This is a genomic window from Pseudomonas sp. 2 (assembly GCF_056627435.1).
Window position 1 is genome coordinate 93,395 of record NZ_JBWXNG010000008.1, and the last position, 26,436, is coordinate 119,830.

At 61.8% G+C, this 26,436-nt stretch carries 26 protein-coding genes and 1 riboswitch; of the genes, 11 read left to right on the forward strand and 15 right to left on the reverse strand.

Going from position 1 to position 26,436, the window contains the following annotated elements; all coding sequences use genetic code 11:
- Window positions 1-62 precede the first annotated feature (62 nt).
- Both metF and ahcY read right to left on the reverse strand, forming a co-directional pair.
- Window positions 63-908 (reverse strand): methylenetetrahydrofolate reductase [NAD(P)H], encoded by an 846-nt coding sequence (gene metF, locus AC1MEK_RS15245; protein ID WP_480397121.1) that lies wholly within the window; start codon window positions 906-908, stop codon window positions 63-65.
- A gap of 192 nt (window positions 909-1,100) precedes the next feature.
- Entirely contained in the window at window positions 1,101-2,510 is a 1,410-nt protein-coding gene (gene ahcY, locus AC1MEK_RS15250) for an adenosylhomocysteinase (RefSeq protein WP_480397122.1), read from the reverse strand.
- A 20-nt stretch (window positions 2,511-2,530) separates the two neighbouring features.
- A riboswitch (S-adenosyl-L-homocysteine riboswitch) is annotated at window positions 2,531-2,638 on the reverse strand.
- Between the two features lie 190 nt (window positions 2,639-2,828).
- Here ahcY and AC1MEK_RS15255 point away from each other — a divergent pair.
- Window positions 2,829-3,233, forward strand: a complete 405-nt coding sequence (locus AC1MEK_RS15255) for an acyl-CoA thioesterase (RefSeq protein WP_480397123.1) — start codon at window positions 2,829-2,831, stop codon at window positions 3,231-3,233.
- Window positions 3,234-3,368: 135 nt separating this feature from the next.
- Here the strand turns inward: AC1MEK_RS15255 and otnI are convergent, their stop codons facing one another.
- The 6 genes from otnI to AC1MEK_RS15285 all read right to left on the reverse strand — a co-directional run bounded on the left by otnI (window position 3,369) and on the right by AC1MEK_RS15285 (window position 9,808).
- The gene (gene otnI, locus AC1MEK_RS15260) at window positions 3,369-4,160 is read right to left on the reverse strand and encodes a 2-oxo-tetronate isomerase (protein WP_480397124.1); all 792 of its coding nucleotides are present in this window, start codon (window positions 4,158-4,160) and stop codon (window positions 3,369-3,371) included.
- Window positions 4,161-4,223: 63 nt separating this feature from the next.
- Entirely contained in the window at window positions 4,224-5,681 is a 1,458-nt protein-coding gene (locus AC1MEK_RS15265) for a GntT/GntP/DsdX family permease (RefSeq protein WP_480397125.1), read from the reverse strand.
- Between the two features lie 93 nt (window positions 5,682-5,774).
- Window positions 5,775-6,413, reverse strand: coding sequence for a 3-oxo-tetronate 4-phosphate decarboxylase (gene otnC / locus AC1MEK_RS15270; protein ID WP_480397126.1), 639 nt, complete (start codon window positions 6,411-6,413; stop codon window positions 5,775-5,777).
- Window positions 6,410-7,702, reverse strand: coding sequence for a 3-oxo-tetronate kinase (gene otnK, locus AC1MEK_RS15275; protein ID WP_480397127.1), 1,293 nt, complete (start codon window positions 7,700-7,702; stop codon window positions 6,410-6,412). Before otnK ends, otnC begins: the two co-directional genes overlap by 4 nt.
- A 10-nt stretch (window positions 7,703-7,712) precedes the next feature.
- On the reverse strand, window positions 7,713-8,618 hold the full coding sequence (gene ltnD / locus AC1MEK_RS15280) for an L-threonate dehydrogenase (RefSeq protein ID WP_480397128.1): 906 nt from the start codon (window positions 8,616-8,618) through the stop codon (window positions 7,713-7,715).
- A 368-nt stretch (window positions 8,619-8,986) separates the two neighbouring features.
- Window positions 8,987-9,808, reverse strand: coding sequence for a DeoR/GlpR family DNA-binding transcription regulator (locus AC1MEK_RS15285; RefSeq protein ID WP_480397129.1), 822 nt, complete (start codon window positions 9,806-9,808; stop codon window positions 8,987-8,989).
- 140 nt (window positions 9,809-9,948) lie between these two features.
- Between AC1MEK_RS15285 and AC1MEK_RS15290 the strand changes: the two genes are divergently transcribed.
- The 3 genes from AC1MEK_RS15290 (at window position 9,949) to AC1MEK_RS15300 (ending at window position 11,729) form a co-directional block, all read left to right on the forward strand.
- Window positions 9,949-10,788: a DMT family transporter gene (locus AC1MEK_RS15290; protein WP_480397130.1), complete on the forward strand. Its 840-nt coding sequence runs from the start codon at window positions 9,949-9,951 to the stop codon at window positions 10,786-10,788.
- Window positions 10,789-10,798: 10 nt separating this feature from the next.
- Window positions 10,799-11,200: an MAPEG family protein gene (locus tag AC1MEK_RS15295; RefSeq protein ID WP_480397131.1), complete on the forward strand. Its 402-nt coding sequence runs from the start codon at window positions 10,799-10,801 to the stop codon at window positions 11,198-11,200.
- 64 nt (window positions 11,201-11,264) lie between these two features.
- On the forward strand, window positions 11,265-11,729 hold the full coding sequence (locus tag AC1MEK_RS15300; RefSeq protein WP_480397132.1) for a c-type cytochrome: 465 nt from the start codon (window positions 11,265-11,267) through the stop codon (window positions 11,727-11,729).
- Between the two features lie 138 nt (window positions 11,730-11,867).
- Here the strand turns inward: AC1MEK_RS15300 and AC1MEK_RS15305 are convergent, their stop codons facing one another.
- Both AC1MEK_RS15305 and ligB read right to left on the reverse strand, forming a co-directional pair.
- Window positions 11,868-12,287 (reverse strand): DUF1090 domain-containing protein, encoded by a 420-nt coding sequence (locus tag AC1MEK_RS15305; protein ID WP_480397133.1) that lies wholly within the window; start codon window positions 12,285-12,287, stop codon window positions 11,868-11,870.
- 57 nt (window positions 12,288-12,344) lie between these two features.
- Window positions 12,345-14,030: an NAD-dependent DNA ligase LigB gene (gene ligB / locus AC1MEK_RS15310; protein ID WP_480397134.1), complete on the reverse strand. Its 1,686-nt coding sequence runs from the start codon at window positions 14,028-14,030 to the stop codon at window positions 12,345-12,347.
- Window positions 14,031-14,228: 198 nt separating this feature from the next.
- Between ligB and AC1MEK_RS15315 the strand changes: the two genes are divergently transcribed.
- On the forward strand, window positions 14,229-14,849 hold the full coding sequence (locus AC1MEK_RS15315; RefSeq protein ID WP_480397135.1) for a LysE family translocator: 621 nt from the start codon (window positions 14,229-14,231) through the stop codon (window positions 14,847-14,849).
- A 141-nt stretch (window positions 14,850-14,990) separates the two neighbouring features.
- Here the strand turns inward: AC1MEK_RS15315 and AC1MEK_RS15320 are convergent, their stop codons facing one another.
- From AC1MEK_RS15320 to AC1MEK_RS15330, 3 genes are all read right to left on the reverse strand, one after another.
- Window positions 14,991-15,290 (reverse strand): DUF6124 family protein, encoded by a 300-nt coding sequence (locus AC1MEK_RS15320; RefSeq protein ID WP_480397136.1) that lies wholly within the window; start codon window positions 15,288-15,290, stop codon window positions 14,991-14,993.
- 544 nt (window positions 15,291-15,834) lie between these two features.
- Window positions 15,835-17,025: a methionine adenosyltransferase gene (gene metK, locus AC1MEK_RS15325; RefSeq protein WP_480397137.1), complete on the reverse strand. Its 1,191-nt coding sequence runs from the start codon at window positions 17,023-17,025 to the stop codon at window positions 15,835-15,837.
- Between the two features lie 18 nt (window positions 17,026-17,043).
- Window positions 17,044-18,039 (reverse strand): ArsR/SmtB family transcription factor, encoded by a 996-nt coding sequence (locus tag AC1MEK_RS15330; protein WP_480397138.1) that lies wholly within the window; start codon window positions 18,037-18,039, stop codon window positions 17,044-17,046.
- A 257-nt stretch (window positions 18,040-18,296) separates the two neighbouring features.
- On the opposite strand from AC1MEK_RS15330, the gene tkt reads away from it, so the two are divergent.
- The 6 genes from tkt (at window position 18,297) to fba (ending at window position 24,616) form a co-directional block, all read left to right on the forward strand.
- The gene (gene tkt / locus AC1MEK_RS15335) at window positions 18,297-20,294 is read left to right on the forward strand and encodes a transketolase (protein ID WP_480397139.1); all 1,998 of its coding nucleotides are present in this window, start codon (window positions 18,297-18,299) and stop codon (window positions 20,292-20,294) included.
- Window positions 20,295-20,461: 167 nt separating this feature from the next.
- Complete coding sequence (epd, locus tag AC1MEK_RS15340; protein ID WP_480397140.1) at window positions 20,462-21,511, forward strand: erythrose-4-phosphate dehydrogenase; 1,050 nt, start codon at window positions 20,462-20,464, stop codon at window positions 21,509-21,511.
- A gap of 16 nt (window positions 21,512-21,527) precedes the next feature.
- Window positions 21,528-22,691 (forward strand): phosphoglycerate kinase, encoded by a 1,164-nt coding sequence (locus tag AC1MEK_RS15345; RefSeq protein WP_480397141.1) that lies wholly within the window; start codon window positions 21,528-21,530, stop codon window positions 22,689-22,691.
- A 78-nt stretch (window positions 22,692-22,769) separates the two neighbouring features.
- Window positions 22,770-22,997 (forward strand): hypothetical protein, encoded by a 228-nt coding sequence (locus tag AC1MEK_RS15350; protein WP_480397142.1) that lies wholly within the window; start codon window positions 22,770-22,772, stop codon window positions 22,995-22,997.
- Window positions 22,998-23,095: 98 nt separating this feature from the next.
- The gene (locus AC1MEK_RS15355; protein ID WP_274131593.1) at window positions 23,096-23,419 is read left to right on the forward strand and encodes an MliC family protein; all 324 of its coding nucleotides are present in this window, start codon (window positions 23,096-23,098) and stop codon (window positions 23,417-23,419) included.
- A 132-nt stretch (window positions 23,420-23,551) separates the two neighbouring features.
- Entirely contained in the window at window positions 23,552-24,616 is a 1,065-nt protein-coding gene (gene fba, locus AC1MEK_RS15360) for a class II fructose-bisphosphate aldolase (RefSeq protein ID WP_480397143.1), read from the forward strand.
- Between the two features lie 208 nt (window positions 24,617-24,824).
- Here the strand turns inward: fba and AC1MEK_RS15365 are convergent, their stop codons facing one another.
- Together AC1MEK_RS15365 and AC1MEK_RS15370 are read right to left on the reverse strand one after the other, a co-directional pair.
- Entirely contained in the window at window positions 24,825-25,301 is a 477-nt protein-coding gene (locus tag AC1MEK_RS15365) for a thioesterase family protein (protein WP_480397144.1), read from the reverse strand.
- A gap of 117 nt (window positions 25,302-25,418) precedes the next feature.
- Window positions 25,419-26,384, reverse strand: coding sequence for an L-carnitine dehydrogenase (locus tag AC1MEK_RS15370; RefSeq protein ID WP_480397145.1), 966 nt, complete (start codon window positions 26,382-26,384; stop codon window positions 25,419-25,421).
- Between the last annotated feature and the right edge of the window lie 52 nt (window positions 26,385-26,436).

Below are 26,436 nucleotides of genomic sequence, written 5' to 3' on the forward strand. Positions count from 1 at the left end.
TCAGCCTGCCGGGCGAACGTTACCCTATAGTGACCAGGGTGTTCGAGACAGATTCAAGCCGTTCAGCGGGGCAGCTTGAGATTGTTCCAGATCGACAGGCTAGGTTCAGCCTGGTTGAGCGTATAGAAGTGCAATCCCGGGGCTCCGCCTTGCAACAAAGTGTCACACATCTGTGTGATCACTTCCTCGCCAAAGGCCTGGATGCTCGCCGAATCGTCACCGCAGGCTTCCAGTTGCTTGCGGATCCAGCGCGGGATTTCCGCACCGCAGGCTTCGGAGAAGCGCGCCAGCTTGCTGTAGTTGGTGATCGGCATGATGCCCGGCACTACAGGGATGGTGACGCCCATTTTCTGCACGCGCTCGACGAAGTAGAAGTAGCTGTCGGCGTTGAAGAAGTACTGGGTGATGGCACTGTCGGCACCGGCATTGGCCTTGCGCACGAAGTTCTTCAGGTCGTCCTCGAAGTTGCGCGCTTGCGGGTGCATCTCGGGGTAGGCGGCGACTTCGATGTGGAAGTGATCACCGGTTTCCTGGCGAATGAATTCGACCAGGTCGTTGGCGTGACGCAGCTCACCGCTGGCCATGCCCATGCCCGAGGGCAGGTCGCCGCGCAGGGCGACGATGCGCTTGATGCCGACGTCCTTGTACTGGGCCAGCAGGCCACGCAGTTCGTCCTTGCTGTCGCCCACGCAGGAAAGATGCGGCGCGGCAGGAATGTTCACTTCTTTTTCCAGCTGCAGCACGGTGTTGATCGTGCGGTCACGCGTGGACCCGCCCGCGCCGTAGGTGCAGGAGAAGAAATCGGGGTTGTAACCCGCCAGCGTACGGGCCGTGGCGAGCAGTTTTTCGTGACCAGCATCGGTCTTCGTCGGGAAGAACTCGAAGCTGTAGCGACGGTCTTGGGACATGGTCATATCCTGGGAATTCGGAAGCCTGACCACAGGACCTGTAGGAGCGCGCTTGCCCGCGATTGCGACGTGTCAGTGACAAAATAGGTGACTGACACTCCGCGGTCGCGGGCAAGCGCGCTCCTACAAGGGAGCGGTCGTTCTTGCGAGAGTGGCTTGCCCGTAACGGCGGGCAAGCACTCCGGCAATGGATCAGTAGCGGTAAGCGTGCGGCTTGAACGGACCTTCGACGGTCACGCCGATGTAGTCGGCCTGGGTCTTGGTCAGTTTGGTCACTACGCCGCCGAAGCCACGGACCATTTCCAGCGCCACTTCTTCGTCCAGCTTCTTGGGCAGGACTTCAACGGTCAGGCGCTCGGCTTTCTGAGCCGGGCTCAGGTCAGCGTACTTCTGGCCGAACAGGAAGATCTGGGCCAGTACCTGGTTGGCGAACGAACCGTCCATGATGCGGCTTGGGTGACCGGTGGCGTTGCCCAGGTTCACCAGACGGCCTTCGGCCAGCAGGATCAGGTAGTCGTCGTTCTGCGGGTCGAAATCGCCTGCGCCGGTGCGGTGGATCTTGTGCACCTGTGGCTTCACTTCTTCCCATGCCCAGTTCTTGCGCATGAAAGCGGTGTCGATTTCGTTGTCGAAGTGGCCGATGTTGCAGACCACGGCGCGCTTTTTCAGGGCCTTGAGCATGTTCGCGTCGCAAACATTGACGTTACCGGTGGTGGTCACGATCAGGTCGATCTTGCCCAGCAGCGCCTTGTCGATGCTCGCTTCGGTGCCGTCGTTCTCACCGTTGATGAACGGCGAAACCACTTCGAAGCCGTCCATGCAGGCCTGCATGGCGCAGATCGGGTCGACTTCGGTGACCTTGACGATCATGCCTTCCTGACGCAGGGACTGAGCCGAGCCCTTGCCCACGTCGCCGTAGCCGACGACCAGCGCCTGCTTGCCGGACAGCAGGTGGTCGGTACCACGCTTGATGGCGTCGTTCAGGCTGTGACGGCAGCCGTACTTGTTGTCGTTCTTGCTCTTGGTGACCGAGTCGTTGACGTTGATCGCAGGGATCTTCAGTTCGCCCTTGGCCAGCATGTCCAGCAGGCGGTGCACGCCGGTGGTGGTTTCTTCGGTGACGCCGTGGATCTTCTCCAGCATCGCCGGGTATTTCTTGTGCAGGATCTCGGTCAGGTCGCCGCCGTCGTCGAGAATCATGTTGGCGTCCCAAGGCTGGCCATCTTTGAGGATGGTCTGCTCGATGCACCACTCGTACTCTTGCTCGGTCTCGCCTTTCCAGGCGAAGACAGGGATACCGGCAGCAGCGATGGCAGCAGCGGCCTGATCCTGAGTCGAGAAAATGTTGCAGCTCGACCAGCGTACTTCGGCACCCAGGGCAACCAGGGTTTCGATCAGCACGGCAGTCTGAATGGTCATGTGGATGCAGCCGAGAATCTTCGCGCCCTTGAGCGGTTGCTCACCGGCATACTTGCGACGCAGGCCCATCAGGGCAGGCATTTCGGATTCAGCGATGATGGTCTCGCGACGGCCCCATGCAGCCAGGGAAATGTCGGCAACCTTGTAGTCGTTGAAATCGTTGGGCGTCAGTACAGCGCTCATAAGAGTCTCCATTCGTAGTGTGCGAATGGGCGCCGTTGTGCGTTTAAGGCTTGCGCAAGGTTGAACCCTGGCAAACAACGCCCCATCCGAGCCTGACAGGTTGACCTGCTGCAGCGCCCCTCGGACAGGTGGCGGGAAAACGGTATCAAGCGGTGATGACCGTTTTTTGAAGCGGTGCAGAGTATAACGGCGCTGGTTGATCTACCCAAGGGCTAAATGACGAGCGACTAATCGAGACCATAGTCGATGCTCAATGGAGGTAAACGGCCGGGGCTGGCACTATGCTCGTCATCATCAGACAGACGATCAGGAGCGAACATGAACTTCCACACTCGCAAGTGGGTAAAACCCGAAGATCTGAACCCCAACGGCACCCTGTTCGGCGGCAGCCTGCTGCGCTGGATCGACGAAGAAGCGGCGATCTACGCCATCGTGCAACTGGGCAATCAGCGTGTGGTGACCAAGTACATTTCCGAGATCAACTTCGTCAGCGCCTCGCGCCAGGGCGACATCATCGAACTGGGCATCACCGCGACGGAGTTCGGCCGCACCTCGATCACCCTGATGTGCGAAGTGCGCAACAAGATCACCCGCAAGAGCATTCTGACGGTGGACAAGATGGTGTTTGTGAATCTGGGAGAAGATGGTTTGCCTGCGCCGCATGGCAAGACCGAGATCACCTACATCAAGGATCAGTTCAAGGGGGAAGTGATCGGGGAGTGAGCATCTGAGCGTTGGTCTCTGGCTGAAGGCCGTGGGAGCCGGCTTGCTGGCGAATGCATCCGTTCAGACACCTCGAGGGTGGATGATCTATCGCATTCGCCGGCAAGCCGGACTGCTACGGATTGGGCGGTGCGATCAGGAAGGGTTGGCTGCCTTCCAGTCCCGCAACCACTGCAGACCTTCGCTGGTATCGCCCTTCGGACGGTACTCGCAACCGATCCAGCCGGTGTAGCCCAGGCGGTCAATCTCTTCGAAAATCCACGGGTAGTTCACTTCGCCCAGGTTCGGCTCGTGACGATCCGGCACGCCGGCGATCTGGATGTGGCCGACCCCTGCGAAATCACGGCGCAACTTGCTGATCACGTCGCCTTCGACGATCTGGCAGTGATAGAAGTCGAACTGCACCTTCAGGTTGTCGGCACCGACTTCCTTGCACACCGCCTGGCCCTGGTCCTGACGGTTGAGGAAGAAGCCCGGCATGTCACGGGTGTTGATCGGCTCGATCAGCACGGTGATGCCCACTTTGGCGGCTTGCTGTGCGGCGTAACGCAGGTTTTCGATGTAGACCGCGTGGTGCTTCTCGCGCAGGTCTTCGCTCGGCAGCAGGCCGGCCATCACGTGAATGCGGTCGTTGCCCAGCACGGCGGCGTATTCCAGCGCTTTCTGAATGCCGGCGCGGAATTCTTCCTCACGGCCCGGCAGCGACGCGATGCCGCGTTCGCCCTTGGCCCAGTCGCCCGGCGGCGCGTTGAACAGCGCCTGGGTCAGGTTGTTGTCGACCAGACGCTGTTTGATTTCGGCCGCAGTGAAGTCGTACGGAAACAGGTATTCCACCGCCTCGAAGCCGTCTGCCGCCGCAGCGGCGAAGCGATCGAGGAACTCATGTTGCGGATACAGCATGCTGAGGTTGGCAGCGAAACGAGGCATGTCTTTCTCCTGTCTTCAAAGAGAAAGGCCGTGTGGAATCAGCATTCCACACGGCCCGGTAAATCAAACGAAAGGCCAGAGCAGCAAGGTCATCAGGAAGCCCAGTGTACCCAGAATGGTCACCAGGAAGGTCCATGTGCGCAGGCCGTCACCGACGTTCAGGCCCGCCAGCTTGGTGAACATCCAGTAACCGGCGTCGTTGATGTGCGACATCGCAAGGCCGCCACCGCCCATGGCCAGGCACAGCAGCGCCATGTGGTTGGCGGACAGGTTCAGGGTCGCGATCAGCGGGCTCAAGATACCGGCAGTGGTCACCAGCGCCACGGTGGTCGAGCCTTGAACGGCGCGCAGCAGCAGGGTCAGGATGAAGCCCAGTGCCAGCACCGGCAGGCCGGTGTTGCGCAGCGCTTCGGAGACGACCGCACCGATACCGGTATCGACCAGCACCTTGCCGAATACGCCACCGGCACCGGCGATCAGGATCACCATCGCCACGCCCGGCAGTGCCGAGCCGATCACGTCGGATACCTGGCTGCGGCTCCAGCCGCGACGCGAACCCAGAATCCAGGCGCACAGCAGGGTGTCGATCAGCAGCGCCACCAGCGGCGCACCGAGTACGGTCAGCACGCTGCGCAGGCCCGAGTCGGCAGGCAGCATGGTGGTGGCCAGCGTGCCCAGCAGGATCAGGATGATCGGCAGCAGAATCAGCGCAACGATGATGCCCGCGCCCGGCGCTGGAGCCTTGGGCAGACGCGCAGCCAGGCTGCTGGCGCTTTCTTCCAGGCCCAGCTCTTTGGTGTGGGTCGCTTCCTTGGTGTTGGAGTAGTCGTTGTTCGCCCAGGCCACCAAGTCTTCATTGGTGATGTGTGGACCGTAGACTTCGCTGCGGATGTCGTCGGTCATCGGGTAGGTCTTGCGGGTCATGCGGCCGGCAATCACATAGCCGATCAGGCACAGCACGGCGACCATCGGGATGCCGAACATCAGCACTCGACCCAGATCAGCGCCCAGCTGGCCGGCAGCGGCGACGGCGCCCGGATGCGGCGGCAGGAACGCGTGCACCGACAGCAGCGCGGCGCACATTGGCAGGGCGAAGATCAGCAGCGGTTTGCGGGCCGCGCGCGCGACGCCGTAGGCCAGCGGCATGAGGATGATCACGCCCACTTCGAAGAACACCGGGATGCCGACCATGAAGCCTGCGACGGTCAACGCCAGCGGCGTGCGTTTGTTGCCGAAGCGGTTGATCAGGGTCTTGGCCAGCGCCTCGGCGCCACCGGAGAGTTCGATGATGCGACCGATCATGGCGCCCAGCGCGATGATGATCGCGATGTGGCCCAGGGTCTTGCCCATGCCGCCTTCGATGGTCGCCACCAGGTCGGCCGGTTTCACCCCGGCGACCAGCGCGACGATGATGCTGACGAGCATCAGGGCCACGAACGGCTGGAATTTGTACTTGAGCACCAGAAGCAGCAGCAGCGCGATGCCGGCTCCGGCGATGGTCATTAGGATCAGAGGAGTCATGTTGAGTGTCGTGTCCTGTTGTTATTGTTGTCCGGCAATGCCGGGCTGTGGGAGCCGCGGAAACGGCCCCCGATCAAACGCGTTGAGGATGGATTACCAGCTCACGCCAAAGGCCTGGCGCAAGTCTTCCAGCGCCGCTGCGTCCAGCGGTTCGGGTTTGGGGTTGCTCATCAGCCACAGGCGCGCGGTCTCTTCGAGCTCTTCCAGAGCAAAGGCTGCCTTGGCCACCGAGCTTTCCCAGACCACCGGACCCAGACGTTCGAGCATCACGCCTCGCACGCTGTTGGCCAGTTTTGCCACCTGTTCGGCGACTTTCGGCGAACCTGGGCGCTCATAGCTGATCAGCGGGATGTGGCCGACCTTCATCACCTGATAAGGCGTGATGGGCGGCAGGATGTCATTCGGCTGCCAGACACCGGCCAGCGTCAGCGCCACCAGATGCGTGGAGTGGGTGTGTACCACGCCGCCGACGCCCGGGTTACGGTCGTAGACTTCGCGGTGCAGCATCAGGGTCTTCGAGGGCTTGTCGCCCGACACCCACTCGCCGGCCAGATTGACCTTGGCGATGGCTGCCGGATCCAGACGACCCAGGCAGGCGTCGGTCGGGGTGATCAGCCAGCCATCATCCAGACGCGCACTGATGTTGCCCGCGCTGCCAACGGTGTAGCCACGGCCGAACAGCAGGCGGCCGATGTCGCAGATTTCTTCGCGCAGTTTGTTTTCAGTGCTCATTGAGCACCTCCTGCAAGCTGCTTGAGGGCCTTGTCGAAGAAGTCACGGCCACCGAAGTTGCCGGATTTCAGCGCCAGAGCCAGCGGTTGTTCGCCGCTGCTGATGGTGGCCGGCACGCCCGGGTCGATCTGCGCGCCGATTTTCAGCAGGCTCACGCCCAGCGCCTGAACCACCGCGCCCGAGGTCTCGCCACCGGCGACGACGAAGCGTTTCACGCCCGATTCGAGCAGGCCTTTGGCGATCTTGCCCAGTGCGTCTTCAACCATCGCGCCAGCACGTTCCACGCCCAGCTTCTGCTGCACGGCCTTGACTTCGTCCGGGCTGCTGGTGGCGTAGATCAGAACGGTTTGCCCGGCATTGCGGGCGAAAGCCAGTGCGTCTTCGACCACAGGCTTGCCGTCAGCCAGCGCCAGTGGATCGATGCGCAGGGCAGGGCGACCGGCTTCCAGCCAGGCCGCGACCTGACCGTTGGTGGCCACCGATGCGCTACCGGCCAGCACCACTTCGCCGCCGTCGACCGGCTCAAGTTTGGCCGCGTCGATGTCGCGCAGTTTGCCCGCCTTGCGGAAGTTGCCTGGCAGGCCCAGCGCCAGGCCCGAACCGCCGGTCAGCAGGGGCAGGTCGGCACAGGCTTCGCCCAGGGTGTACAGGTCGGCATCGGACAGCGCGTCGGCGATGGCCATGACCACGCCATCGGCACGCAGCTCGTTGATGCGCGCACGCACGCCTTCAACGCCCTTGGCCACGGCGTCGTAACGCAGCAGGCCGACTTTTTTGCCGGTTTGCGATTGCAGCACGCGCACCAGGTTGGCGTCGCACATCGGCGTCAGCGGATGGTTCTGCATGCCGCATTCGTTGAGCAGTTGATCCTGCACGAACAGATGACCGCGGAAGATCGTCCGGCCGTTTTCCGGGAATGCCGGGCAGGCCAGGGTGAAGTCGCTGTTCAGCGCCTGCAGCAGCGCTTCGCTGACCTGGCCAATGTTGCCCTTGGCGGTCGAGTCGAAGGTCGAGCAGTACTTGAAGAAGATCTGCTCGCAGCCGCGATCACGCAGCCATTGCAGGGCTTGCAGGGATTCTTCGACCGCTTCGGCAGCCGGGGTGGTGCGCGATTTCAGGGCGATGACGATGGCGTCGGCGTCCAGTTCGGCCAGGCTTTCGGCGCTCGGAATGCCGATGCTCTGCACGGTGCGCATGCCGCCACGGACCAGCATGTTGGCCAGGTCAGTGGCGCCGGTGAAGTCGTCGGCGATGCAGCCCAACAGAGGGCGCGGAGTCGTATTGCTCATCTGCGATTCCTCAGTCGTTGGCGGCTTTGGCGCCCGGCAGCGTGATGCCCGGGAAGATCTTGATCACGGCCGAGTCATCTTCACGGCCGAAACCTGCGGTCGACGCCTGCATGAACATCTGGTGGGCGGTGGACGACAGCGGCAGCGGGAATTTGCTGGCACGAGCGGTATCCAGCACCAGGCCCAGATCCTTGACGAAAATGTCCACGGCCGACAGCGGGGTGTAGTCAGCTTTGAGGATGTGCGGCACGCGGTTTTCGAACATCCACGAGTTGCCGGCGCTGTTGGTGATCACTTCGTACAGGGCGTCGGCGTCGACACCTTCGCGCAGGCCCAGGGCCATGGCTTCGGCGCTGGCGGCGATGTGCACACCGGCCAGCAGCTGGTTGATGATCTTGACCTTCGAACCCAAGCCATGGACGTCGCCCAGGCGATAGACCTTGCCAGCCATGCCGTTGAGCACTGCGTCAGCCTTGGCGTAGGAGTCGGCCGGGCCGGAAGTCATCATGGTCATCTGACCGGCAGCGGCCTTGGCCGCACCGCCGGAGATCGGCGCGTCGAGGTACAGCAGGCCTTTTTCGGTCAGGCGCTGGCCCAGCTCGATGGCGAAGGTCGGCGCGACAGTGGCGCAACCGATGACCAGGCTGCCTTGAGCCAGCGCAGCGACGGCACCGTTCTCACCGAACAACACGGTTTCGGTCTGCTCGGCGTTGACCACCACGGTGATGATCACATCACAGGCGGCCGCCATCGCAGCGGGAGAATCACAAGCAACGCCGCCTTCGCTGGCGAACTGCTCGGTCACGGCGGCACGCACGTCACAGGCATGAACATTGAAACCGCTGCGCAGCAGCGAACGGGCGATGCCCAGGCCCATGGCACCCAGGCCAATGACGCCGACGTTCTTGTTATTCATGAAGCTCTCCTCGAGTCGCGTGCCTTCGTGGGTCGGCACTTGAACGGTGTTTGTTACGAACTGTTAAAGATAGTGAACCTGTGAGCGAATAATGTGAAGTGATATTTTGAGTTAACAAAAGTTAACATTGATCGTTTTTTGCTCAACAAAAAAGCCCCGGTGTCTGGGCCGGGGCTTTTGGCGGTTTTGCTTCTGGCCGAAGGCCGTGGGAGCCCGGCTTGCCGGCGATCTGCCGCGTAGCGGCAGCAAATTCTGAAAATGCGGTCTGCCTGACACAATCGCGTTGAATGATCTTGCTGCCGCTGCGCGCCAGATCGCTGGCAAGCCAAGCTCCCACGCCTTCGGCAGAATCAAAAGCGCAAGCGGGGTTATCGGGTTTTTTCAACCGACGCCAACAACACATCCACCCCCAGCGCCCGAATGCTGTCGGCGGCGGCTTGGCCCAGGCCGTCGTCGCTGACGATGGTGTCGAACTGCTCAAGCCCGGCCACCTTGTACATGCCGAACGTGCCGTATTTCGAACTGGTGGTCAGCAGCACGCAGCGCGATGCTGCCTGCATCGCCGCCTGCTTGACCTCGACTTTCAAGGCCGACGGCGTGGTGGTGCCGCGCTGCAGGTCCCACGAGCTGGTGGACATGAACGCCAGGTCAGTCGCCAGATGGCGCAAGGTCGCCGCCGCCAGCCCACCCACGCAGGAGCGGTTGGGGTGATCGAGCAGGCCGCCGGTGTGAATCACATCCACATGGGTGGCGTCGGCCAGCGCGTTGACCACGCCGAAATCGTTGGTCACCACGGTCATCCCCGACAGCGCGACGATGTAGGGCACCAGTTCCAGCGTGCTGGTCCCGGCGTCCAGGTACACGGTCATTTCCGGGTGCAACAGGCTGGCCGCGAGGCGAGCCATCGCCTGTTTGTGCGGCAGCTCGACGACCGCCTTGGACTGGTGGCTCGGCTCGCTGTGCACCTGGCTGGCGATGCGCACGCCGCCGGTCACCGAATAGGCGCGGCCACTCTGCTCCAGCAAGGCGATGTCGCGGCGGATGGTCATGTGCGAGCAGTCGAACATCTCCATCAGTTGATGCACGCTGAGTACCTGATGCTTGCGCAACTGACGCAACATCAGCTCCCTGCGCTGGTCTGGAATCATGGGCGCTGCACCACTGACGGTGGTGTCTTCTTCGCTGGACATTCAGGCTCCTGAAACAACGGTTCGGTACGGCCGATGTCGGCCGTGATGGCTGGCATCTTAGCCAATCGCATGGCCCGGTGTATTCCGGCAATGCGAATCCTTTATGCTCGGGCCGATATTTTCGCGAACAAGGAGTTCATGTGCTGGCCACCGCTCTGGTCCTGCTCGCAGCCTTGCTGCATGCCACCTGGAATACCCTCATCAAATTCAGCGGCGAACGCGTGCTGGTCATCGCCAGCATGGACGTGGTCGCCTTTGTGCTGGCGGTGATTGCGCTGGGTTTTGTCACTCCGCCACCGGTGCACATCTGGCCGTGGCTGGTGGCCTCTGCGCTGTTCGAACTGGTCTACCGCGTCTTGCTGATCAGGGCCTATCAGGTCGGCGATCTGGGGCTGGTCTACCCGCTGATGCGCGGGTTGTCGCCCCTGGTGGTGCTGGCGCTGACGCTGATCTTCGCCGGCGAGCATCTGAGCACCCAGCAGATTCTCGGCATCCTGCTGATCCCCTGCGGCATGGTCTGCCTGTTGTGGCAGGGCGGTGGCGGCGACCGGCTGCCCTGGTCAATGCTGCCGGTGGTGGGGCTGATCGGCCTGTGCATTGGCTGCTACACCTTTATTGATGGCCAAGCGCTCAAGCGCGGCATCGAGCCGCTGGACTACATGGTCTGGCTCACGCTGATCAGCGCCTGGCCGTTTCCGCTGCTGGCGATGCTCAAGAAACGCCCGGCGTTTACCCTGTTCTGGCGCGAGCAGTGGAAACTGGGGCTGGCGGTGGGTTTCTGCGTGCTGGCCAGTTACGCGTTGGTGCTGTGGGCCATGCATTTGGGCTCGGTGGCCGAAGCGGCTGCGTTGCGCGAAGTGAGCGTGGTGCTGGTGGTGTTGTTCGGCATGCGCTACCTCAAAGAACCTTTTGGTCGGCCAAGGCTCTTAGCCTGTGCGCTGGTGTTGCTTGGAATGCTTCTGATGAAGCTCACTTTTTAAGGATGTGAACATGACCGTTGCCTTCTGGTGCGTGCTGATCGTAATCGTGTTGCCGGTGGTCTGCGCCGGGATCGCCAAATTCGGCGGCGGGGGATTCCGCATGCGCGACAACCACGACCCGCGGGATTTCCTCGAAAGCCTCGAAGGCTTCCCGCGCCGCGCCCATGCCGCGCAGCAGAACAGTTTCGAAGCGATTCCCGGCTTTGCCGCCGGGGTGATCATTGCGCACATCGCAGGCGTTGCGCAGTTGGTGACCATCGATGTGCTGGCGGTACTGTTCGTGACCATGCGCCTGCTCTACATCATTTTCTACCTGACGGACCTGCCGGCGTTTCGCTCGTTGGTGTGGTTCATCGGCTTCGGGCTGATGGTGGCGCTGTTTGGCGTCTCGATCGGCACGCCAGCGGCCTGATCTTCATTTGGGTTTTACACGGCGGGCGAGGATACTGGCGGCCCTTTTTCCGCCAGTAGTCGCCATGAAATCCAAGAGCGTCGCGTTGAAAAGTCTCAGCCTGCTGCTGGTCGCCGCCTGCGCCTTGAGCGCCTGCGGCGGCGTCGACCCCCATTCGCCACTGGGCCAGCGCAAGGCGATCTTTAAAGAGATGCTCAAGACCAGCGAAGACACCGGCGGCATGCTGCGCGGGCGTCTGCCGTTCGATGGCGCGAAGTTTTCAGAAGGTGCGGTGAAGCTCGATGGGCTGGCCCATGAGCCCTGGCAGCACTTCCCGGCGGTGCGCGAGTCGGAACACACCAGCGCCAAAGATGCGGTGTGGGAGCGTCAGGCGCGCTTTCAGGAGCTGGCCCGAGCATTGGAGGCGCGAACCGGAGAACTGGTGGTCGCGACCCGGACCTTGCCACTGACCCCGGCGAACATGATCCCGCCGATGAACAACGTCGAAGACGCGTGCGATGCGTGTCACAAGGAATTTCGCGATCACTAGATCCACGCGCTGCACAAATCCCTGTGGGAGCGAGCTTGCTCGCGAATGGCCGGTGCAGACGACGCATCGGTATCGGCTGTGCGATCAATTCGCGAGCAAGCTCGCTCCCACAGGTTTGATGTTTGGGCAGAAAATTATCTACTCATCGTCTTCATCAGGCTGCACCTTTTCCAACTCTTCCTGCGCCTGCTGCAATTCCTTGCGCGACTCGGCCAGCTTGTCCTTGCGCTTGTTGATCTTCTCCGGATCGCCCTTGCTCATGGCCTTGTTCAGGTCGGCTTGGCGGCGGCTGACTTCACGCTTGGCATCCAGCACCTTTTGCTCCTGCTGCTTGAGCAGGCCGGCGTCGGTGCAGTTGGCAGTAATTTCGCTCAAGGCTTTTTCGAGCCCGGCCTGCTGATCGCTGTTGCCGGCCGCCTTGGCCGCTTCGATCTGCTCGCTGACCTCCTGACGCTTGGCCGCGCAACCACTGAGCTCGGGGGCCTGTTCGGCGGCAAACAGCGGCGCTGCCAGCCATCCACTGAGCGTCAACGCAATCAGCGGGGAGAGGAATTTCATGGAGGCTCCTTGAAGATGGAAAACCGGACGCTCAAGACAATCGTCCGGGAAAAATGACTAAAACCCTTTAATACCCTGTTCGCGCAGCGTGTCACTCAGGGCTTGTACCTGTGGATCTTGAAAAAAGGCATACAACTGCTTCGCACGACTTGGGCCAATACCGGGCTCGATCTGCCACTGCTCAGCACTGCGCGCCGACAGCCCGGACCATGAATCGCCCAACGCTGCGCCTGCGACCGGCGGCAAACCGATGGCTTTGAGCCAAATATCGAACGATTGTTCGCGCGCCGTCTGAAAACTCTTCAGCAGTTTAGCGCTGCTCTGCTCACCCAGACCTGAAATGTTAGCAAGCTGCGCACCATCGAGGTGCATCCAGTCCAGCAGGCTGTTCAGATGCCCGGCTTCTATAAGCTTGTCCCAGGTGCCGGGGCCTACACCTTCCATGCCCAGGCCCTTCTTGCCGCTGAGCCATTTCAGACGCTCGCGAAACTGGCTGTCGCAGCCCGACGTCGGTTGCCAGCAACTGAGGGCGTGATAGTCGCCAGGATCGGGAACGGACAGTGGCGCGCGTTCCACACTGCGTGTCACCACGCCATCGAAGCGCGGGATGGTCAGCCCGGCCAGGCTCACGGCTATCTGATCACCCGGGCGGATATCGAGTTTTTCCCAGCGCTGCAGGGAGCCGACGCTGACTCGGCTCACCACCCGGTCATCCAGCGTGACCGGGACGATGTCCAGCACCGGCGTGATCTTGCCACTGCGCCCGACGTTGAAATTGACCTTGCGCACCTCGGCCAGCACCTGGGCAAACGGATATTTCCACGCCGCAATCCAGTACGGCACCCTGGCCTGCCAGCGTTGTGCGGGCGGGCGTTGCCCCTCGCGGATGATCACGCCGTCAGAGGCGAAGGGCAGGGGGCTGGTGTACCAGAAGTCGCGCCAGTTCCTGGCCTGAGTGATGCTTGATAGCGGTTCGCTGAAACGCTGGCTGTCGGTAAAACCCAGCGCCTCCAGCCCAGCCATGCGCTCGCGCATGTGCGCAGGGCCGTCGGGCCAGTCCCAGACGAACAGGCCTACCTGCGCGCCTTCCTCGGCGCTGATGGCCTTGCGCGCCAGCAATCCGGCCACCTTGCTGCGTGCGTTGAGGCTGCCGGCTTTGGCCTGTTTGTGGCCTGGCAGATTCCAGTACAACTCGCCCTGCAGGATCAACGTCTGCTCCCAGGCCAGGGAATCGGGAATCGCCGCAATCTGGTGGGCGTGCCCGGTCCAGTCGTGGCCTTTGATGCCGTCGCCACGGCTGATCAATTTCGCGAGTTTACCGTTCTCATACACCAGCGTGACCGCCACCCCGTCGACCTTGGGCTGAATCCACAAATCATTGCGCCCGCTCATCCAGGCCTGCACCGCGCGCTCGTCCGGCAGCTTGTTCACACCGGTGTGCGGGATGGGGTGAGCCAGCGGGCCCGCGGCAGTTTTGAGTGGGTTATCGTCCCCGTGCGCTGCTTGATCGAAGCATCTGCGCAGATGAGAAAGCCGGCTCAGCGACTGGTCGAACAGCTCGTCAGCCACCAGCGACACCCCTTCGCGGTGATAGGCGTCGTTCCAGCGGTCGATCCTTGTTTGCAGCGCCTGGATTTCAGTATTGGCCTGGTTTGCTGGCCACGATGGGCAGGCCTGAGCGTGGGCGAACTGGAATGGAACACTCATCAGTACAGCGATCATGGCGCGTAGAAAAAACAGCATCGAAGCGTCCTTGCCTGAAGGTATGAATGTTCAGGCTAGGTGCTCGTACGAGAGTGGGGCGGATGGTCTGGTTACCGGGCTTTTCAGGGACCGGTACAGTCCGGCGCGTTATCGCCACCTGACTGTCCCTTGAGCCCGTGGCTCGCAGGCGCACAATGCACGTTCTGCACCGCGCCCAAAACAATAAGGACGTACACCATGAACCTCTCGACCCTTCTGGTTTTCATTCCCGCCTGCTTCGCCCTGAACATGGCCCCCGGCCCGAACAACCTGCTGTCGATCAGCAACGCTTCACGCTACGGCTTTGTCCGTGCCTGCAGCGGCGGCGTGGGGCGGTTGTTGGCGTTCGCGATCATGATCGCCCTGGCCGCGGTGGGGCTGACCGCCGTGCTGCACACCTCCGAGCTGTTGTTCCATGCGATCAAGCTGGTCGGTGCGGCCTATCTGTTTTATCTGGCGCTGCAACTGTGGCGGGCAAAGGGCGACGCACACATGGATCAAGCGCAGAGCCAGATCGGCCTGGGACGCCTGGCGCGGCAGGAGTTTCTGGTAGCGATCGGCAACCCCAAGGCGATTCTGCTGTTTACGGCATTCCTGCCTCAATTCGTCGACCACTCTGGCGTGATCACCACTCAATTCGCACAACTGGGCGCGATGTTTCTGGCCCTGGAGTGCATCGCCATCGCCCTGTATTGCTACATGGGCATCTACGCGCGACGTCTGTTCGCCAAACCCAGCGGCAAGCGGCTGTTCAACCGGATCTGCGCCGGCCTGCTGGCCAGCGCCGCGTCGTTCTTGCTGGTGGCGCGGCGCGGCTGAGCTAACGCGAATCCCCCTGTAGGAGCGACCGGGGTGGCGCTCCACTTCATTCGCGAATGGCCGATCAGGCGATACACCTCTATCGCCTGATCCATTTTTCGCGAATGAATTCGCTCCTACAGAAGTGGGACTGTGCCTTGCTTATTGGCTGTGGCGTAGGGTATCGCTTAGGCCCGCGATGGAAGCCTCGACCAGCGCCTTGGCCGCTTCGATCTGATGCACCACGGAGCGGGCCAGTGGGCGGAATTCGTTCGAGGCGTTTTCCGCTGATTCATAAGCGGTGGCGGCCGCGCAGTTGAGGTATTCGGAAACGAGAACCAGGGCGTCTTCGACACTCACCCCGGGCTGGACGCAGAACAGGCTGCTGGTGCCGAGGTTGACGCCGAAGGGGATGAATTTAGTGACAGGTATGGTAGGCGGATGCGGCGTGGATCTGATCATGATTACATTCCATTGATTGGTTGGGCCGCCACAAGCCGCTGTCAATCGGGAAAGGTGGCAGCTGTACGCGGGTTGACAGACCAGTAACCAACCAAACTGGCGCACACGAATGTGCCCCACGTACGGCCGCCATAGCACTACCGCCAGATCATCGATCTGTCGGAGACCATTGCGTTACGTAGATTGGTTCCGGCCTGTCAAAGCCGGTCGCTGAACATCAGCGACGGGCCGCAGAGTAGGCGCTCATCCCCAGTGCCGCAACGCGCCGGGGAGGATAGCGAGTAAATTCAGAAAGGTCCTACAGGATCTGGGCTGGTTATGTGCGCGGATGTGTCATTGATCAGACGCAAAGAGGTCGTCGCGCCCCAATCCCGTAGCAGCACGGCTTGCCGGCGGGAGCGGTGTGTCAGGCGAATGTTTCGTCGCAGACAGACCGACCCGCCGGCAAGCCGTGCTGCTACGGAGTGCATCAAGCTTCAACGAAAAAGCCCCCGACGACTCATATCGCCAGGGGCTTTTCTTCAACCGGAGCCGCTAAGCCGTATTACAGGCCTGCAGCAGCGCGCAGTGCGTCGGCGCGGTCGGTTTTTTCCCAGGTGAACGTGGTGAAGGTGTCTTCGCCCACGGTCTTGGTTTGCGGCGTGCGGCCGAAGTGGCCGTAGGCTGCGGTTTCCTGGTACATCGGGTGCAGCAGGTCGAGCATTTTGGTGATTGCGTATGGACGCAGGTCGAAGTGCTCGCGGACCAGTTTGATGATCTTGTCATCGCTGATCTTGCCGGTGCCGAAAGTGTTCAGCGAGATCGAGGTCGGCTGGGCGACGCCGATGGCGTAGGACACTTGAATCTCGCAGCGCTCGGCAAGGCCCGCTGCGACGATGTTCTTGGCCACGTAGCGGCCGGCGTAGGCAGCCGAACGGTCAACCTTGGACGGGTCCTTGCCGGAGAACGCGCCGCCACCGTGGCGAGCCATGCCGCCGTAGCTGTCGACGATGATCTTGCGACCGGTCAGGCCGCAGTCGCCCACCGGGCCGCCGATGATGAACTGGCCAGTCGGGTTGATGTGGAACTGGGTGTCCTTGTGCAGCAGGTTGGCTGGCAGGACGTTCTTGACGATCAGTTCCATCACGCCTTCGCGCAGGTCGGCGTAGGACACTTCAGGGTTGTGCTGAGTGGACAGGACTACCGCGTCGATGCCGACCACGATGCCGTTTTCATAGCGGCAGGTGACCTGGGATTTGGCGTCTGGACGCAGCCAAGGCAGCAGGCCGGATTTGCGGGCTTCGGCCTGGCGCTGAACCAGTTGGTGCGAGAACGCGATCGGCGCCGGCATCAGTTCGGCGGTTTCGTTGCTGGCGTAGCCGAACATCAGGCCCTGGTCGCCGGCGCCCTGATCTTCAGGCTTGGCGCGGTCAACGCCCTGGTTGATGTCAGGGGACTGCTTGCCGATGATGTTCATCACGCCGCAGGTGGCGCCGTCGAAGCCGACGTCGGAGCTGGTGTAGCCGATGTCGCTGATGACGTCGCGAACGATCTGCTCCAGGTCAACCCACGCGCTGGTGGTGACTTCGCCTGCCACGATGGCAACGCCGGTCTTGACCAGGGTTTCCACGGCCACGCGGGCGTGTTTGTCCTGGGCAATAATGGCGTCCAGTACCGCATCGGAGATCTGGTCGGCGATTTTGTCCGGATGCCCTTCGGACACGGACTCGGAGGTGAAAAGGGAGTATTCGCTCATCTCGACAATTTTCCTGTGTTACCGATGGAGTGTGTCGCCAGCCGGCCGCTGAAAGTGGCGGACCTGAATCTGGAAACCATTGCGTAAACCTATGTACAGACTTTCTCCGGGGATCAGCCCCGCAGCGATGGCCCAACGGGCCAGGTCTTCCTGTTCGAAACCCAACCAGAGGTCGCCACAGGCTTCCTTTGCCCAGCTCTGGTCATGGCTGCACAACTCTGTCACCAGAAGGCTTGCGCCCGGACGCAACAGGTTGGCCAGTTGTTTGAGTGCTTCGGCCGGCGCTGCAAAATGATGAAGCACCATATTCAAGACGACGCAATCGGCCGAAACATTAGCGTCGGTCAAGGCGTCGGCCAGTTTGAGCTCGACATTGACCAGCGCCTTCTGCCTGCACAGACCCTGCGCGAGCTCGAGCATGGCCGGGCTGTTGTCCAGCCCGGTGACATGGGCGAAGCGCTGCGCCAGATCCGGCAGAAAGCCGCCATCGCCGGGGCCGACTTCCACTGCCGTGGCGTTGGCGTCGAAACCCAGTTTGTCCAGCAGCGACAGCAGGCTGTCGCGGTATTGCGCAAGGCCTGCGATCAGGTCCTGTTGGGCACGGAATTTTTCGGCGGTGCGGGCGAAGAAGTCCTGGCTGGCGTTGGCGCGCTGGCGATGAACCAGGCCAATGCGCGCCTGCACGTCGGCCGGCAGCGTCAGTTCGTCGACTTCCTCGAGCAGCGCCGCATGCAGCTTGCCGCCCAGATGCCCGGTGTGAGGCAGGGCGCGGCGGTAGAAGATCGCGTTGCCTTCGCGGCGAGTGGCCACCAGGTCGGCCTGGGCCAGCACCTTGAGGTGATGGCTCATGCCGGACTGACCAATGGCGAAGATCTGCGCCAGTTCCAGCACGCCGAACGAATCGTTGGACAGCGCCCGCAACACGTTCAGCCGCAACGGATCGCCACCGGCCTTGCACAGGGCGGCCAGTTCGTCGCTTTGCTCGGGGCTGATGACGGATGCAGGGATATTCATAGGGCTGGCAGTCTAGATACCGATTCGGGATGCTGCAAGGGCAATATCAAAAAGTTTTGATATTGCTCGATGGGTGGCGACGGGCTGGCGCCGTGATCCTGCCGTTTGCGGGCGCAAGGCCCTTGTTCTGAAAGAAAAATCGCCTGCAAGGCAGGAAAATCGTGCTTCGGGCTGTATCTGTGATTGCCCCCGGGGCGGTGCCTGAGGGAAAATGGCCGCCTTTTTCCGATCCCACTTCTTGCCTCAGGAGATCAGCGATGCCCAGCCGTCGTGAGCGTGCCAATGCCATTCGTGCCCTCAGCATGGATGCCGTGCAAAAGGCCAACAGCGGCCACCCAGGAGCCCCGATGGGCATGGCGGATATCGCTGAAGTCCTGTGGCGCGACTATCTGAAACACAACCCGAGCAACCCGCTGTTCGCCGACCGTGACCGGTTCATCCTGTCCAACGGCCACGGCTCGATGCTGATCTACTCGCTGCTGCACCTGACCGGTTACGACCTGTCGATCGACGATTTGAAAAACTTCCGTCAACTGCACAGCCGCACCCCGGGCCACCCTGAATACGGCTACACGCCGGGCGTCGAAACCACCACCGGCCCGCTGGGTCAGGGTTTCGCCAACGCCGTGGGCTTCGCCGCTGCCGAGAAGACCCTGGCTGCACAATTCAACCGTCCAGGCCACAATATCGTCGACCACCACACCTACGTGTTCATGGGTGATGGCTGCATGATGGAAGGTATTTCCCACGAAGTCGCTTCGTTGGCCGGTACCCTGCGCCTGAACAAGCTGATCGCTTTCTACGACGACAACGGCATCTCCATCGACGGTGAAGTCGAAGGCTGGTTCACCGATGACACGCCGAAGCGTTTCGAATCCTACGGCTGGCTGGTGATCCGTAACGTCGACGGCCATGACGCCGAGGAGATCAAGACCGCCATCGACACCGCTCGCAAGAGCGACAAGCCGACCCTGATCTGCTGCAAGACCACCATCGGCTTCGGCTCGCCGAACAAGCAGGGCAAGGAAGAGTGCCACGGCGCGCCGCTGGGCAACGACGAAATCGCCCTGACCCGCGCGGCTCTGAAGTGGACCCACGGCCCGTTCGAAATCCCGGCCGACATCTACAAAGAGTGGGACGCGAAGGAAAAAGGCCTGGCGACCGAAGCCGAGTGGGATCAGCGTTTCGCTGCCTACTCCGCTGCGTTCCCTGAGCTGGCCAACGAGCTGGTCCGTCGCATGAGCGGCGAGCTGCCGGCTGACTTCTCCGAGAAAGCCGCTGCCTATGTTGCGCAAGTCAACGAGAAGGCCGAGACCATCGCCAGCCGTAAAGCCAGCCAGAACGCCCTGAGCGCCTTCGGCCCGCTGCTGCCTGAATTCCTCGGCGGTTCGGCTGACCTGGCCGGCTCCAACCTGACCATCTGGAAAGGCTGCAAGTCCATCACCGGCGAAGACGCCAGCGGCAACTACCTGCACTACGGTGTGCGTGAGTTCGGCATGGGCGCGATCATGAACGGTATCGCCCTGCACGGCGGCTTCGTGCCCTACGGCGCGACCTTCCTGATCTTCATGGAATACGCCCGCAACGCGGTGCGCATGTCGGCGCTGATGAAGAAGCGCGTCCTGTATGTGTTCACCCACGACTCTATCGGCCTGGGCGAAGACGGCCCGACTCACCAGCCGATCGAGCAGCTGACCAGCCTGCGTTCCACGCCGAACCTGGACACCTGGCGTCCGGCCGATGCCGTGGAATCGGCAGTGGCCTGGAAACACGCCATTGAGCGCAACGACGGCCCGTCGGCGCTGATCTTCTCCCGCCAGAACCTGCCGCACCAGGCTCGCGATGCGCTGCAACTGGAGAACATCAACCGTGGTGGCTACGTGCTGCGTGACTGCAACGGCGAGCCTGACCTGATCCTGATCGCCACCGGTTCCGAAGTCGGTCTGGCTGTTCAGGCGTTCGACAAACTGACCGCCGACGGCAAGAACGTGCGTGTGGTTTCCATGCCATGCACCAGCGTGTTCGAAAGCCAGGACGCGCTGTACAAGCAGTCGGTTCTGCCACTTGAAGTCAGCGCGCGCATCGCCATCGAAGCCGCCCACGCCGACTACTGGTACAAGTACGTGGGCCTGGAAGGCCGCGTGATCGGCATGACCACCTTCGGCGAGTCGGCGCCTGCGCCTGCGCTGTTCGAAGAGTTCGGATTCACGCTGGAAAACGTCCTTGCCACGGCTGAAGAGCTGCTGGAAGACTAATAGCGGTCTCATGCTTTAGTAGCAACTGTGGGAGCGAGCTTGCTCGCGAAGGTGCCCGTTCAGGCGCCAAGGATGTTGCGGTGTGTATGCATGACACCGCGTCATCCCATTCGCGAGCAAGCTCGCTCCCACAGGTTCTTTGTGTCATTTAAAACCGAGAACCCTTCATGCCAGAGTCACGCCCTTATAAAGTTGCCCTCAACGGTTACGGTCGTATCGGTCGCTGCGTGCTGCGCGCGCTGTGCGAGCGCGGGGCGAAGGCGGGCTTTGAAGTGGTGGCGATCAACGACCTGGCCGACATGGCCAGCCTCGAATACCTCACGCGCTTCGACTCCACACACGGCCGGTTTCCCGGTGATGTGCGGGTCGAGGGCGATTTTCTGCACATCAACGATCACGTCATCAAAGTGTTTCGCAGTGAGACGCCGGAAGGCATCGACTGGAACGAGTTGGGCGTCGATCTGGTGATCGAGTGTTCGGGTGTCTATCACACCCGCGCCGACGGCGAGCGCTTTCTGGCGGCTCGCGCACCGCGTGTGCTGTTTTCCCACCCGATGGCGAGCGAGGCGGATGTCGACGCCACCATCGTGTACGGCATCAACCAGCAGAACCTGACCGGCGACGAGCTGCTGGTGTCTGCCGCGTCCTGCACCACCAACTGCAGCGTGCCACTGCTGGACCTGCTCGACCGCGAGCTGGGCCTGGAGTACGTCACCATCACCACGATTCACTCGGCGATGAACGACCAGCCGGTGATCGACGCCTATCATCACGAAGACCTGCGCCGCACGCGCTCGGCCTTCCAGTCGATCATTCCGGTGTCCACTGGTCTGGCGCGCGGCATCGAGCGGCTGCTTCCGGAACTTGCCGGCCGAATTCAGGCCAAAGCAGTTCGTGTGCCGACGGTGAACGTTTCCTGCCTGGACATCACCATGCAGGTGGGACGCGATACCGACGCGGTCGAGATCAACCGGATTCTGCGCGAGGCCGCCACCCGCGGCCCGCTCAAGGGGCTTTTGGCCTATACCGAGTTGCCGCACGCCAGTTGTGATTTCAACCACGACCCTCATTCGGCCATCATCGACGCCAGCCAGACCCGGGTTTCCGGTCCGCGGCTGGTCAACGTGCTGGCGTGGTTCGACAACGAATGGGGTTTTGCCAACCGAATGCTGGACGTCGCAGATCACTATCTGCGCAGTATCCATAAACAACAGTAAGAACAGGGAACACCTCATGACCGTGTTGAAGATGACCGACCTCGACCTCAAGGGTAAGCGCGTATTGATCCGCGAAGACCTCAACGTCCCGGTCAAGGATGGTGTCGTCACCAGCGACGCACGCATCCTCGCGTCGCTGCCCACCATCAAGCTGGCGCTGGAGAAGGGCGCGGCTGTCATGGTCTGCTCGCACCTGGGCCGCCCGACCGAAGGCGAATTCTCGGCCGAAAACAGTCTCAAGCCGGTGGCCGACTACCTGAGCAAGGCGCTGGGCCGTGAAGTGCCGCTGGTCGCCGAGTACCTGGATGGCGTCTCGGTTGCTGCGGGCGACATCGTGCTGTTCGAAAACGTGCGCTTCAACAAGGGCGAGAAGAAGAACGCCGACGAGCTGGCGCAGAAATACGCCGCGCTGTGCGACGTGTTCGTGATGGACGCTTTCGGCACCGCTCACCGCGGCGAAGGCTCGACCCACGGCGTGGCCAAGTTCGCCAAGGTGGCCGCTGCTGGCCCACTGCTGGCTGCCGAGCTGGACGCACTGGGCAAGGCTTTGGGCAACCCGGCCAAGCCGATGGCCGCCATCGTTGCGGGTTCCAAGGTCTCCACCAAGCTGGACGTGCTCAACAGCCTGAGCGAGAAGTGCGATCAACTGATCGTCGGTGGCGGCATCGCCAACACCTTCCTGGCTGCTGCTGGCCACAAGGTCGGCAAGTCGCTGTACGAGCCTGATCTGCTGGACACCGCCCGCGCCATCGCCGCCAAGGTCAGCGTGCCACTGCCGGTTGATGTGGTGGTCGCCAAGGCTTTCGCTGCCGACGCCGAAGCCACCGTCAAATCCATCGACGAAGTGGCCGATGACGACATGATCCTGGACATCGGCCCGAAAACCGCCGCTCAGTTCGCCGACTTGTTGAAATCTTCCAAGACTATTCTGTGGAACGGTCCGGTCGGTGTGTTCGAATTCGACCAGTTCGGCAACGGCACCAAAGTGCTGGCCCAGGCGATTGCCGACAGCTCGGCCTTCTCCATTGCCGGCGGCGGCGATACTCTGGCGGCTATCGACAAATACGCTGTAGGCGAGAAGATCTCCTACATCTCCACCGGTGGCGGCGCGTTCCTCGAGTTCGTCGAGGGCAAGGTATTGCCTGCCGTGGAAGTTCTGGAACAACGCGCCAAGGCCTGACTAAGGTATTGCCTGCCGTGGAAGTTCTGGAACAACGCGCCAAGGCCTGACTATCGGGCCGTGGTGAAGGGGAGTGAGATGGTCAAGCCATTACCGCTGCTAATCTTGGCGGGTTTGCTGGTCGGCTGCGCAGGCAAGCCCGAAGCTCAAGCGGCGCCCGAGGGCGCTGGCGAGCAGCTTCAGGTCAGCTGCTATCAGGCCGGTTGGCAGGCTGAAACCGTACCGATCGTTTACAAGCGTGGCGGTCCTGAAGTCTGGGAAAAGTACGATTTCATGCCCGCTGTCGGGCCTGTTGCCTGTCGCTGAATCTGAACTGACAGCGCGCTGGCACATCTGAAACAGAACGGCCCCGGGCGTACCGGGCGTGGCGCGAGCCTCGCCCGGCAGGGGATCCAGGAGTGGTAATGAAAGGCTTGATTGCCCTTGCGACACTGATGCTGCTGGGCGGTTGCGCCAGCATGAAGGCTTCCGAACCGGCCGCTGCCTGGACCCACTGGGTCTGCGACAGCAAGGCCGAGGTTTACTGGCGTTACGCCGACCCCGCGAAAAAAGAGGTCGATGTACGCCTGAACCAGAGCGAGCAGGTATTCCGCCTGCAGGCAGCGCCCGGCGCAAGCGGCGCGTTGTACAGCAACGGCGTCCTGGCGTTCGACAACAAAGGCAGCGAAGGCCTGGTCTACTGGGACGCTACCAACGATTTGATCGGTCGTGGCTGCAAGGCGCCCTGAGCATTAACTCAGCGCGTTACGCGATCCAACCGATGCAGCACCGGGCGCCTTTGCAGTGCGCCCCTATAATTTGAAAGCTGCCGTTACGGCAGGCACACGCGATTAACGACCCTACCGGGAGAGAGACAGACAATGGCACTTATCAGCATGCGCCAGATGTTGGACCACGCCGCCGAATTCGGCTACGGCGTTCCAGCCTTCAACGTGAACAACCTGGAACAGATGCGCGCCATTATGGAAGCGGCCGACAAGACCGATTCCCCGGTGATCGTTCAGGCTTCGGCCGGTGCGCGTAAATACGCCGGCGCCCCGTTCCTGCGCCACCTGATCCTGGCGGCGATCGAAGAGTTCCCGCACATCCCGGTGGTCATGCACCAGGACCACGGCACCAGCCCTGACATCTGCCAGCGCTCCATGCAACTGGGCTTCAGCTCGGTGATGATGGACGGCTCGCTGGGCGTCGACGGCAAGACCCCGACCACCTACGAGTACAACGTTGACGTAACTCAGCGCGTTGTCGCCATGGCTCACGCCTGCGGCGTTTCGGTAGAAGGTGAGCTGGGTGTTCTGGGTTCGCTGGAAACCGGCATGGCTGGTGAAGAAGACGGCGTTGGCGCCGAAGGCGTTCTGGACCACAGCCAGATGCTGACCGACCCTGAAGAAGCCGCCGACTTCGTCAAGAAAACCAACGTGGACGCCCTGGCCATCGCCATCGGCACCAGCCACGGTGCGTACAAGTTCACCAAGCCGCCTACCGGCGACATCCTGGCGATCGAGCGCATCAAGGAAATCCACAAACGCATCCCGAATACTCACCTGGTGATGCACGGTTCCTCGTCCGTTCCACAGGAATGGCTGAAGATCATCAACGAGTACGGCGGCGACATCAAAGAAACCTACGGTGTGCCGGTCGAAGAAATCGTTGAAGGCATCAAGCACGGCGTGCGCAAGGTCAACATCGACACCGACCTGCGTCTGGCGTCCACCGGTGCCATCCGCGAATTCATGGCCAAGAACCCGGCCGAATTCGACCCACGCAAGTACCTGGCAAAAACCGTAGCGGCCATGCGCGACGTCTGCATCGCCCGTTACGAAGCCTTCGGCACCGCTGGCAACGCTTCGAAGATCAAGCCGATCTCCTTGGAGCGCATGTTCGAGCGTTACGCCAAAGGCGAGTTGAACGCCAAGGTTAACTGATCATTTTTTGATCGGTCACCAGTAACGAAAAAGCCCGCAGCGATGCGGGCTTTTTTGTTTCGCAGGGTTGAGGTGGTATATGGCGCCCTGCTTGTGTGGGAGTGAGCTTGCTCACGAATACGGTCTATCCGGCAACACGCATGTGTGGGAATGCCCGGGCGCTTTCGTGAGCAAGCTCACTCCCACAGATTTGGCGTCGACCGGTAGATCACGCTTGGCTTGGCAGGCCGATGATGCGACCGACGTACGCCGGTGCAGGCTGGTCGCTCTGCGCTTCGGTGAGCTGGCGCAAGGCTTCGAGCGACTGCTCACTGAACGGCGCCGATTTCGGGCCTGACATGTCCACATGCAGCAACATCTGTTCGCTGGCGGCCAGTTCTTCATCGCCGCCGGCCTTGTACAGGCTGTGATAGAGCTGCACGCGCTTGCGATCATGGGCGACGATCTGTGTGCGCACTTCAACCTGCTCGTCGAGTTTGACCTCATGCAGGTAGTTGATGTGTGCCTCCAGGGTAAACAGCGAATGGCCTGAGGCGTCGCGGTCATCGCTGGAAAGGCCGATGCGATCCATGAAGGCGTCGGTGGCGTAGCTGAAGATCAGCAGATAAAACGCATCGCGCAGATGGCCGTTGTAGTCGACCCAGTCCTTGAGAACCGGGGTTTGGTATGTGATCAGGGCGGGCATGCAAGTCTCCTTGTCAAAACCGGACCCGTAGCAGCACGGCTTGCCGGCGGGGCGTTCTTGAAATCGCTCCCGCCAGCAAGCCGTGCTGCTACGGTCGTAAACATTCGCGGGCCGGGGTTAATCGCTAAACGCCATCCCGTGCTTTTCCTTGGTCTTCTTCACCGCTTCCAGCACCGCCAGCAGGCAGTCATCGCGATAGCGCTCCAGCGCCGAGATGCTGTGGGTGCTGAGCTGTTCGCTGGTGCCTTCGACCACGTCGTCGATCAGCTTGTCGGTCAGTTCAGGCGCTGGCAGGTAGGTCCACGGCAGTTGTAATGCCGGGCCGAACTGCGCCATGAAGTGACGCATGCCCGCATCGCCGCCCGCCAGGGTGTAGGTCAGGAAGGTGCCCATGAACGACCAGCGCAGGCCTGCGCCGAAACGGATCGCGTCGTCGATCTCGCCGGTGGTGGCCACGCCGTCGTTGACCAGGTGCAAAGCCTCGCGCCACAGCGCTTCGAGCAAACGGTCAGCAATGAACCCCGGCACTTCCTTGCGCACGTGCAGGGCGCGCATACCCAGCGACTCGTACACCTTGATCGCAGCCTGAACGGCTTCGGGTGCGGTGTTTTTGCCGCCGACCACTTCCACCAGCGGCAGCAGGTAAACCGGGTTGAACGGATGGCCGACCACGCAGCGTTCAGGGTGCGTGGCGCTCTCGTAGAACTCCGACGGCAGCAGGCCCGAGGTGCTGGAGCCGATCAGTGCATTGGGCTTGGCCGCGGCGCTGATTTTGCTGTGCAGGTCGAGTTTGAGTTCCAGACGCTCGGGGGCGCTTTCCTGAATGAAGTCGGCGTCGCGCACGCATTCTTCGATGGTCGCCACGAAACGCAGGCGGTCCTGCGAAGCGCCGGCGGCCAGGCCTTTCTGTTCGAGTGCCGGCCAGGCTTTGGCGACCCGCTGACGCAGCGCGGCTTCGGCGCCTGGCGCAGGGTCCCAGGCGATGACGTCCAGGCCGTTGGCCAGCGCACGGGCAACCCAGCCGCTGCCGATGACACCGCTACCCAGCGCGGCGAAGGTTTTGATTTCGGTGATGAAGGTCATGTCGTTCACTCAAATAAATTCGCAGGACCTTGTAGGAGTGAGCTTGCTCGCG

What these genes read in the sequence shown, in the direction of transcription:
- metF (WP_480397121.1), bottom strand. Translation starts at nt 908, where the DNA reads ATGTCCCAAGACCGTCGCTACAGCTTCGAGTTCTTCCCGACGAAGACC.
- ahcY (WP_480397122.1), bottom strand. Translation starts at nt 2,510, where the DNA reads ATGAGCGCTGTACTGACGCCCAACGATTTCAACGACTACAAGGTTGCC.
- AC1MEK_RS15255 (WP_480397123.1), top strand. Translation starts at nt 2,829, where the DNA reads ATGAACTTCCACACTCGCAAGTGGGTAAAACCCGAAGATCTGAACCCC.
- otnI (WP_480397124.1), bottom strand. Translation starts at nt 4,160, where the DNA reads ATGCCTCGTTTCGCTGCCAACCTCAGCATGCTGTATCCGCAACATGAG.
- AC1MEK_RS15265 (WP_480397125.1), bottom strand. Translation starts at nt 5,681, where the DNA reads ATGACTCCTCTGATCCTAATGACCATCGCCGGAGCCGGCATCGCGCTG.
- otnC (WP_480397126.1), bottom strand. Translation starts at nt 6,413, where the DNA reads ATGAGCACTGAAAACAAACTGCGCGAAGAAATCTGCGACATCGGCCGC.
- otnK (WP_480397127.1), bottom strand. Translation starts at nt 7,702, where the DNA reads ATGAGCAATACGACTCCGCGCCCTCTGTTGGGCTGCATCGCCGACGAC.
- ltnD (WP_480397128.1), bottom strand. Translation starts at nt 8,618, where the DNA reads ATGAATAACAAGAACGTCGGCGTCATTGGCCTGGGTGCCATGGGCCTG.
- AC1MEK_RS15285 (WP_480397129.1), bottom strand. Translation starts at nt 9,808, where the DNA reads ATGTCCAGCGAAGAAGACACCACCGTCAGTGGTGCAGCGCCCATGATT.
- AC1MEK_RS15295 (WP_480397131.1), top strand. Translation starts at nt 10,799, where the DNA reads ATGACCGTTGCCTTCTGGTGCGTGCTGATCGTAATCGTGTTGCCGGTG.
- AC1MEK_RS15300 (WP_480397132.1), top strand. Translation starts at nt 11,265, where the DNA reads ATGAAATCCAAGAGCGTCGCGTTGAAAAGTCTCAGCCTGCTGCTGGTC.
- AC1MEK_RS15305 (WP_480397133.1), bottom strand. Translation starts at nt 12,287, where the DNA reads ATGAAATTCCTCTCCCCGCTGATTGCGTTGACGCTCAGTGGATGGCTG.
- ligB (WP_480397134.1), bottom strand. Translation starts at nt 14,030, where the DNA reads ATGCTGTTTTTTCTACGCGCCATGATCGCTGTACTGATGAGTGTTCCA.
- AC1MEK_RS15315 (WP_480397135.1), top strand. Translation starts at nt 14,229, where the DNA reads ATGAACCTCTCGACCCTTCTGGTTTTCATTCCCGCCTGCTTCGCCCTG.
- AC1MEK_RS15320 (WP_480397136.1), bottom strand. Translation starts at nt 15,290, where the DNA reads ATGATCAGATCCACGCCGCATCCGCCTACCATACCTGTCACTAAATTC.
- metK (WP_480397137.1), bottom strand. Translation starts at nt 17,025, where the DNA reads ATGAGCGAATACTCCCTTTTCACCTCCGAGTCCGTGTCCGAAGGGCAT.
- AC1MEK_RS15330 (WP_480397138.1), bottom strand. Translation starts at nt 18,039, where the DNA reads ATGAATATCCCTGCATCCGTCATCAGCCCCGAGCAAAGCGACGAACTG.
- tkt (WP_480397139.1), top strand. Translation starts at nt 18,297, where the DNA reads ATGCCCAGCCGTCGTGAGCGTGCCAATGCCATTCGTGCCCTCAGCATG.
- epd (WP_480397140.1), top strand. Translation starts at nt 20,462, where the DNA reads ATGCCAGAGTCACGCCCTTATAAAGTTGCCCTCAACGGTTACGGTCGT.
- AC1MEK_RS15345 (WP_480397141.1), top strand. Translation starts at nt 21,528, where the DNA reads ATGACCGTGTTGAAGATGACCGACCTCGACCTCAAGGGTAAGCGCGTA.
- AC1MEK_RS15350 (WP_480397142.1), top strand. Translation starts at nt 22,770, where the DNA reads ATGGTCAAGCCATTACCGCTGCTAATCTTGGCGGGTTTGCTGGTCGGC.
- AC1MEK_RS15355 (WP_274131593.1), top strand. Translation starts at nt 23,096, where the DNA reads ATGAAAGGCTTGATTGCCCTTGCGACACTGATGCTGCTGGGCGGTTGC.
- fba (WP_480397143.1), top strand. Translation starts at nt 23,552, where the DNA reads ATGGCACTTATCAGCATGCGCCAGATGTTGGACCACGCCGCCGAATTC.
- AC1MEK_RS15365 (WP_480397144.1), bottom strand. Translation starts at nt 25,301, where the DNA reads ATGCCCGCCCTGATCACATACCAAACCCCGGTTCTCAAGGACTGGGTC.
- AC1MEK_RS15370 (WP_480397145.1), bottom strand. Translation starts at nt 26,384, where the DNA reads ATGACCTTCATCACCGAAATCAAAACCTTCGCCGCGCTGGGTAGCGGT.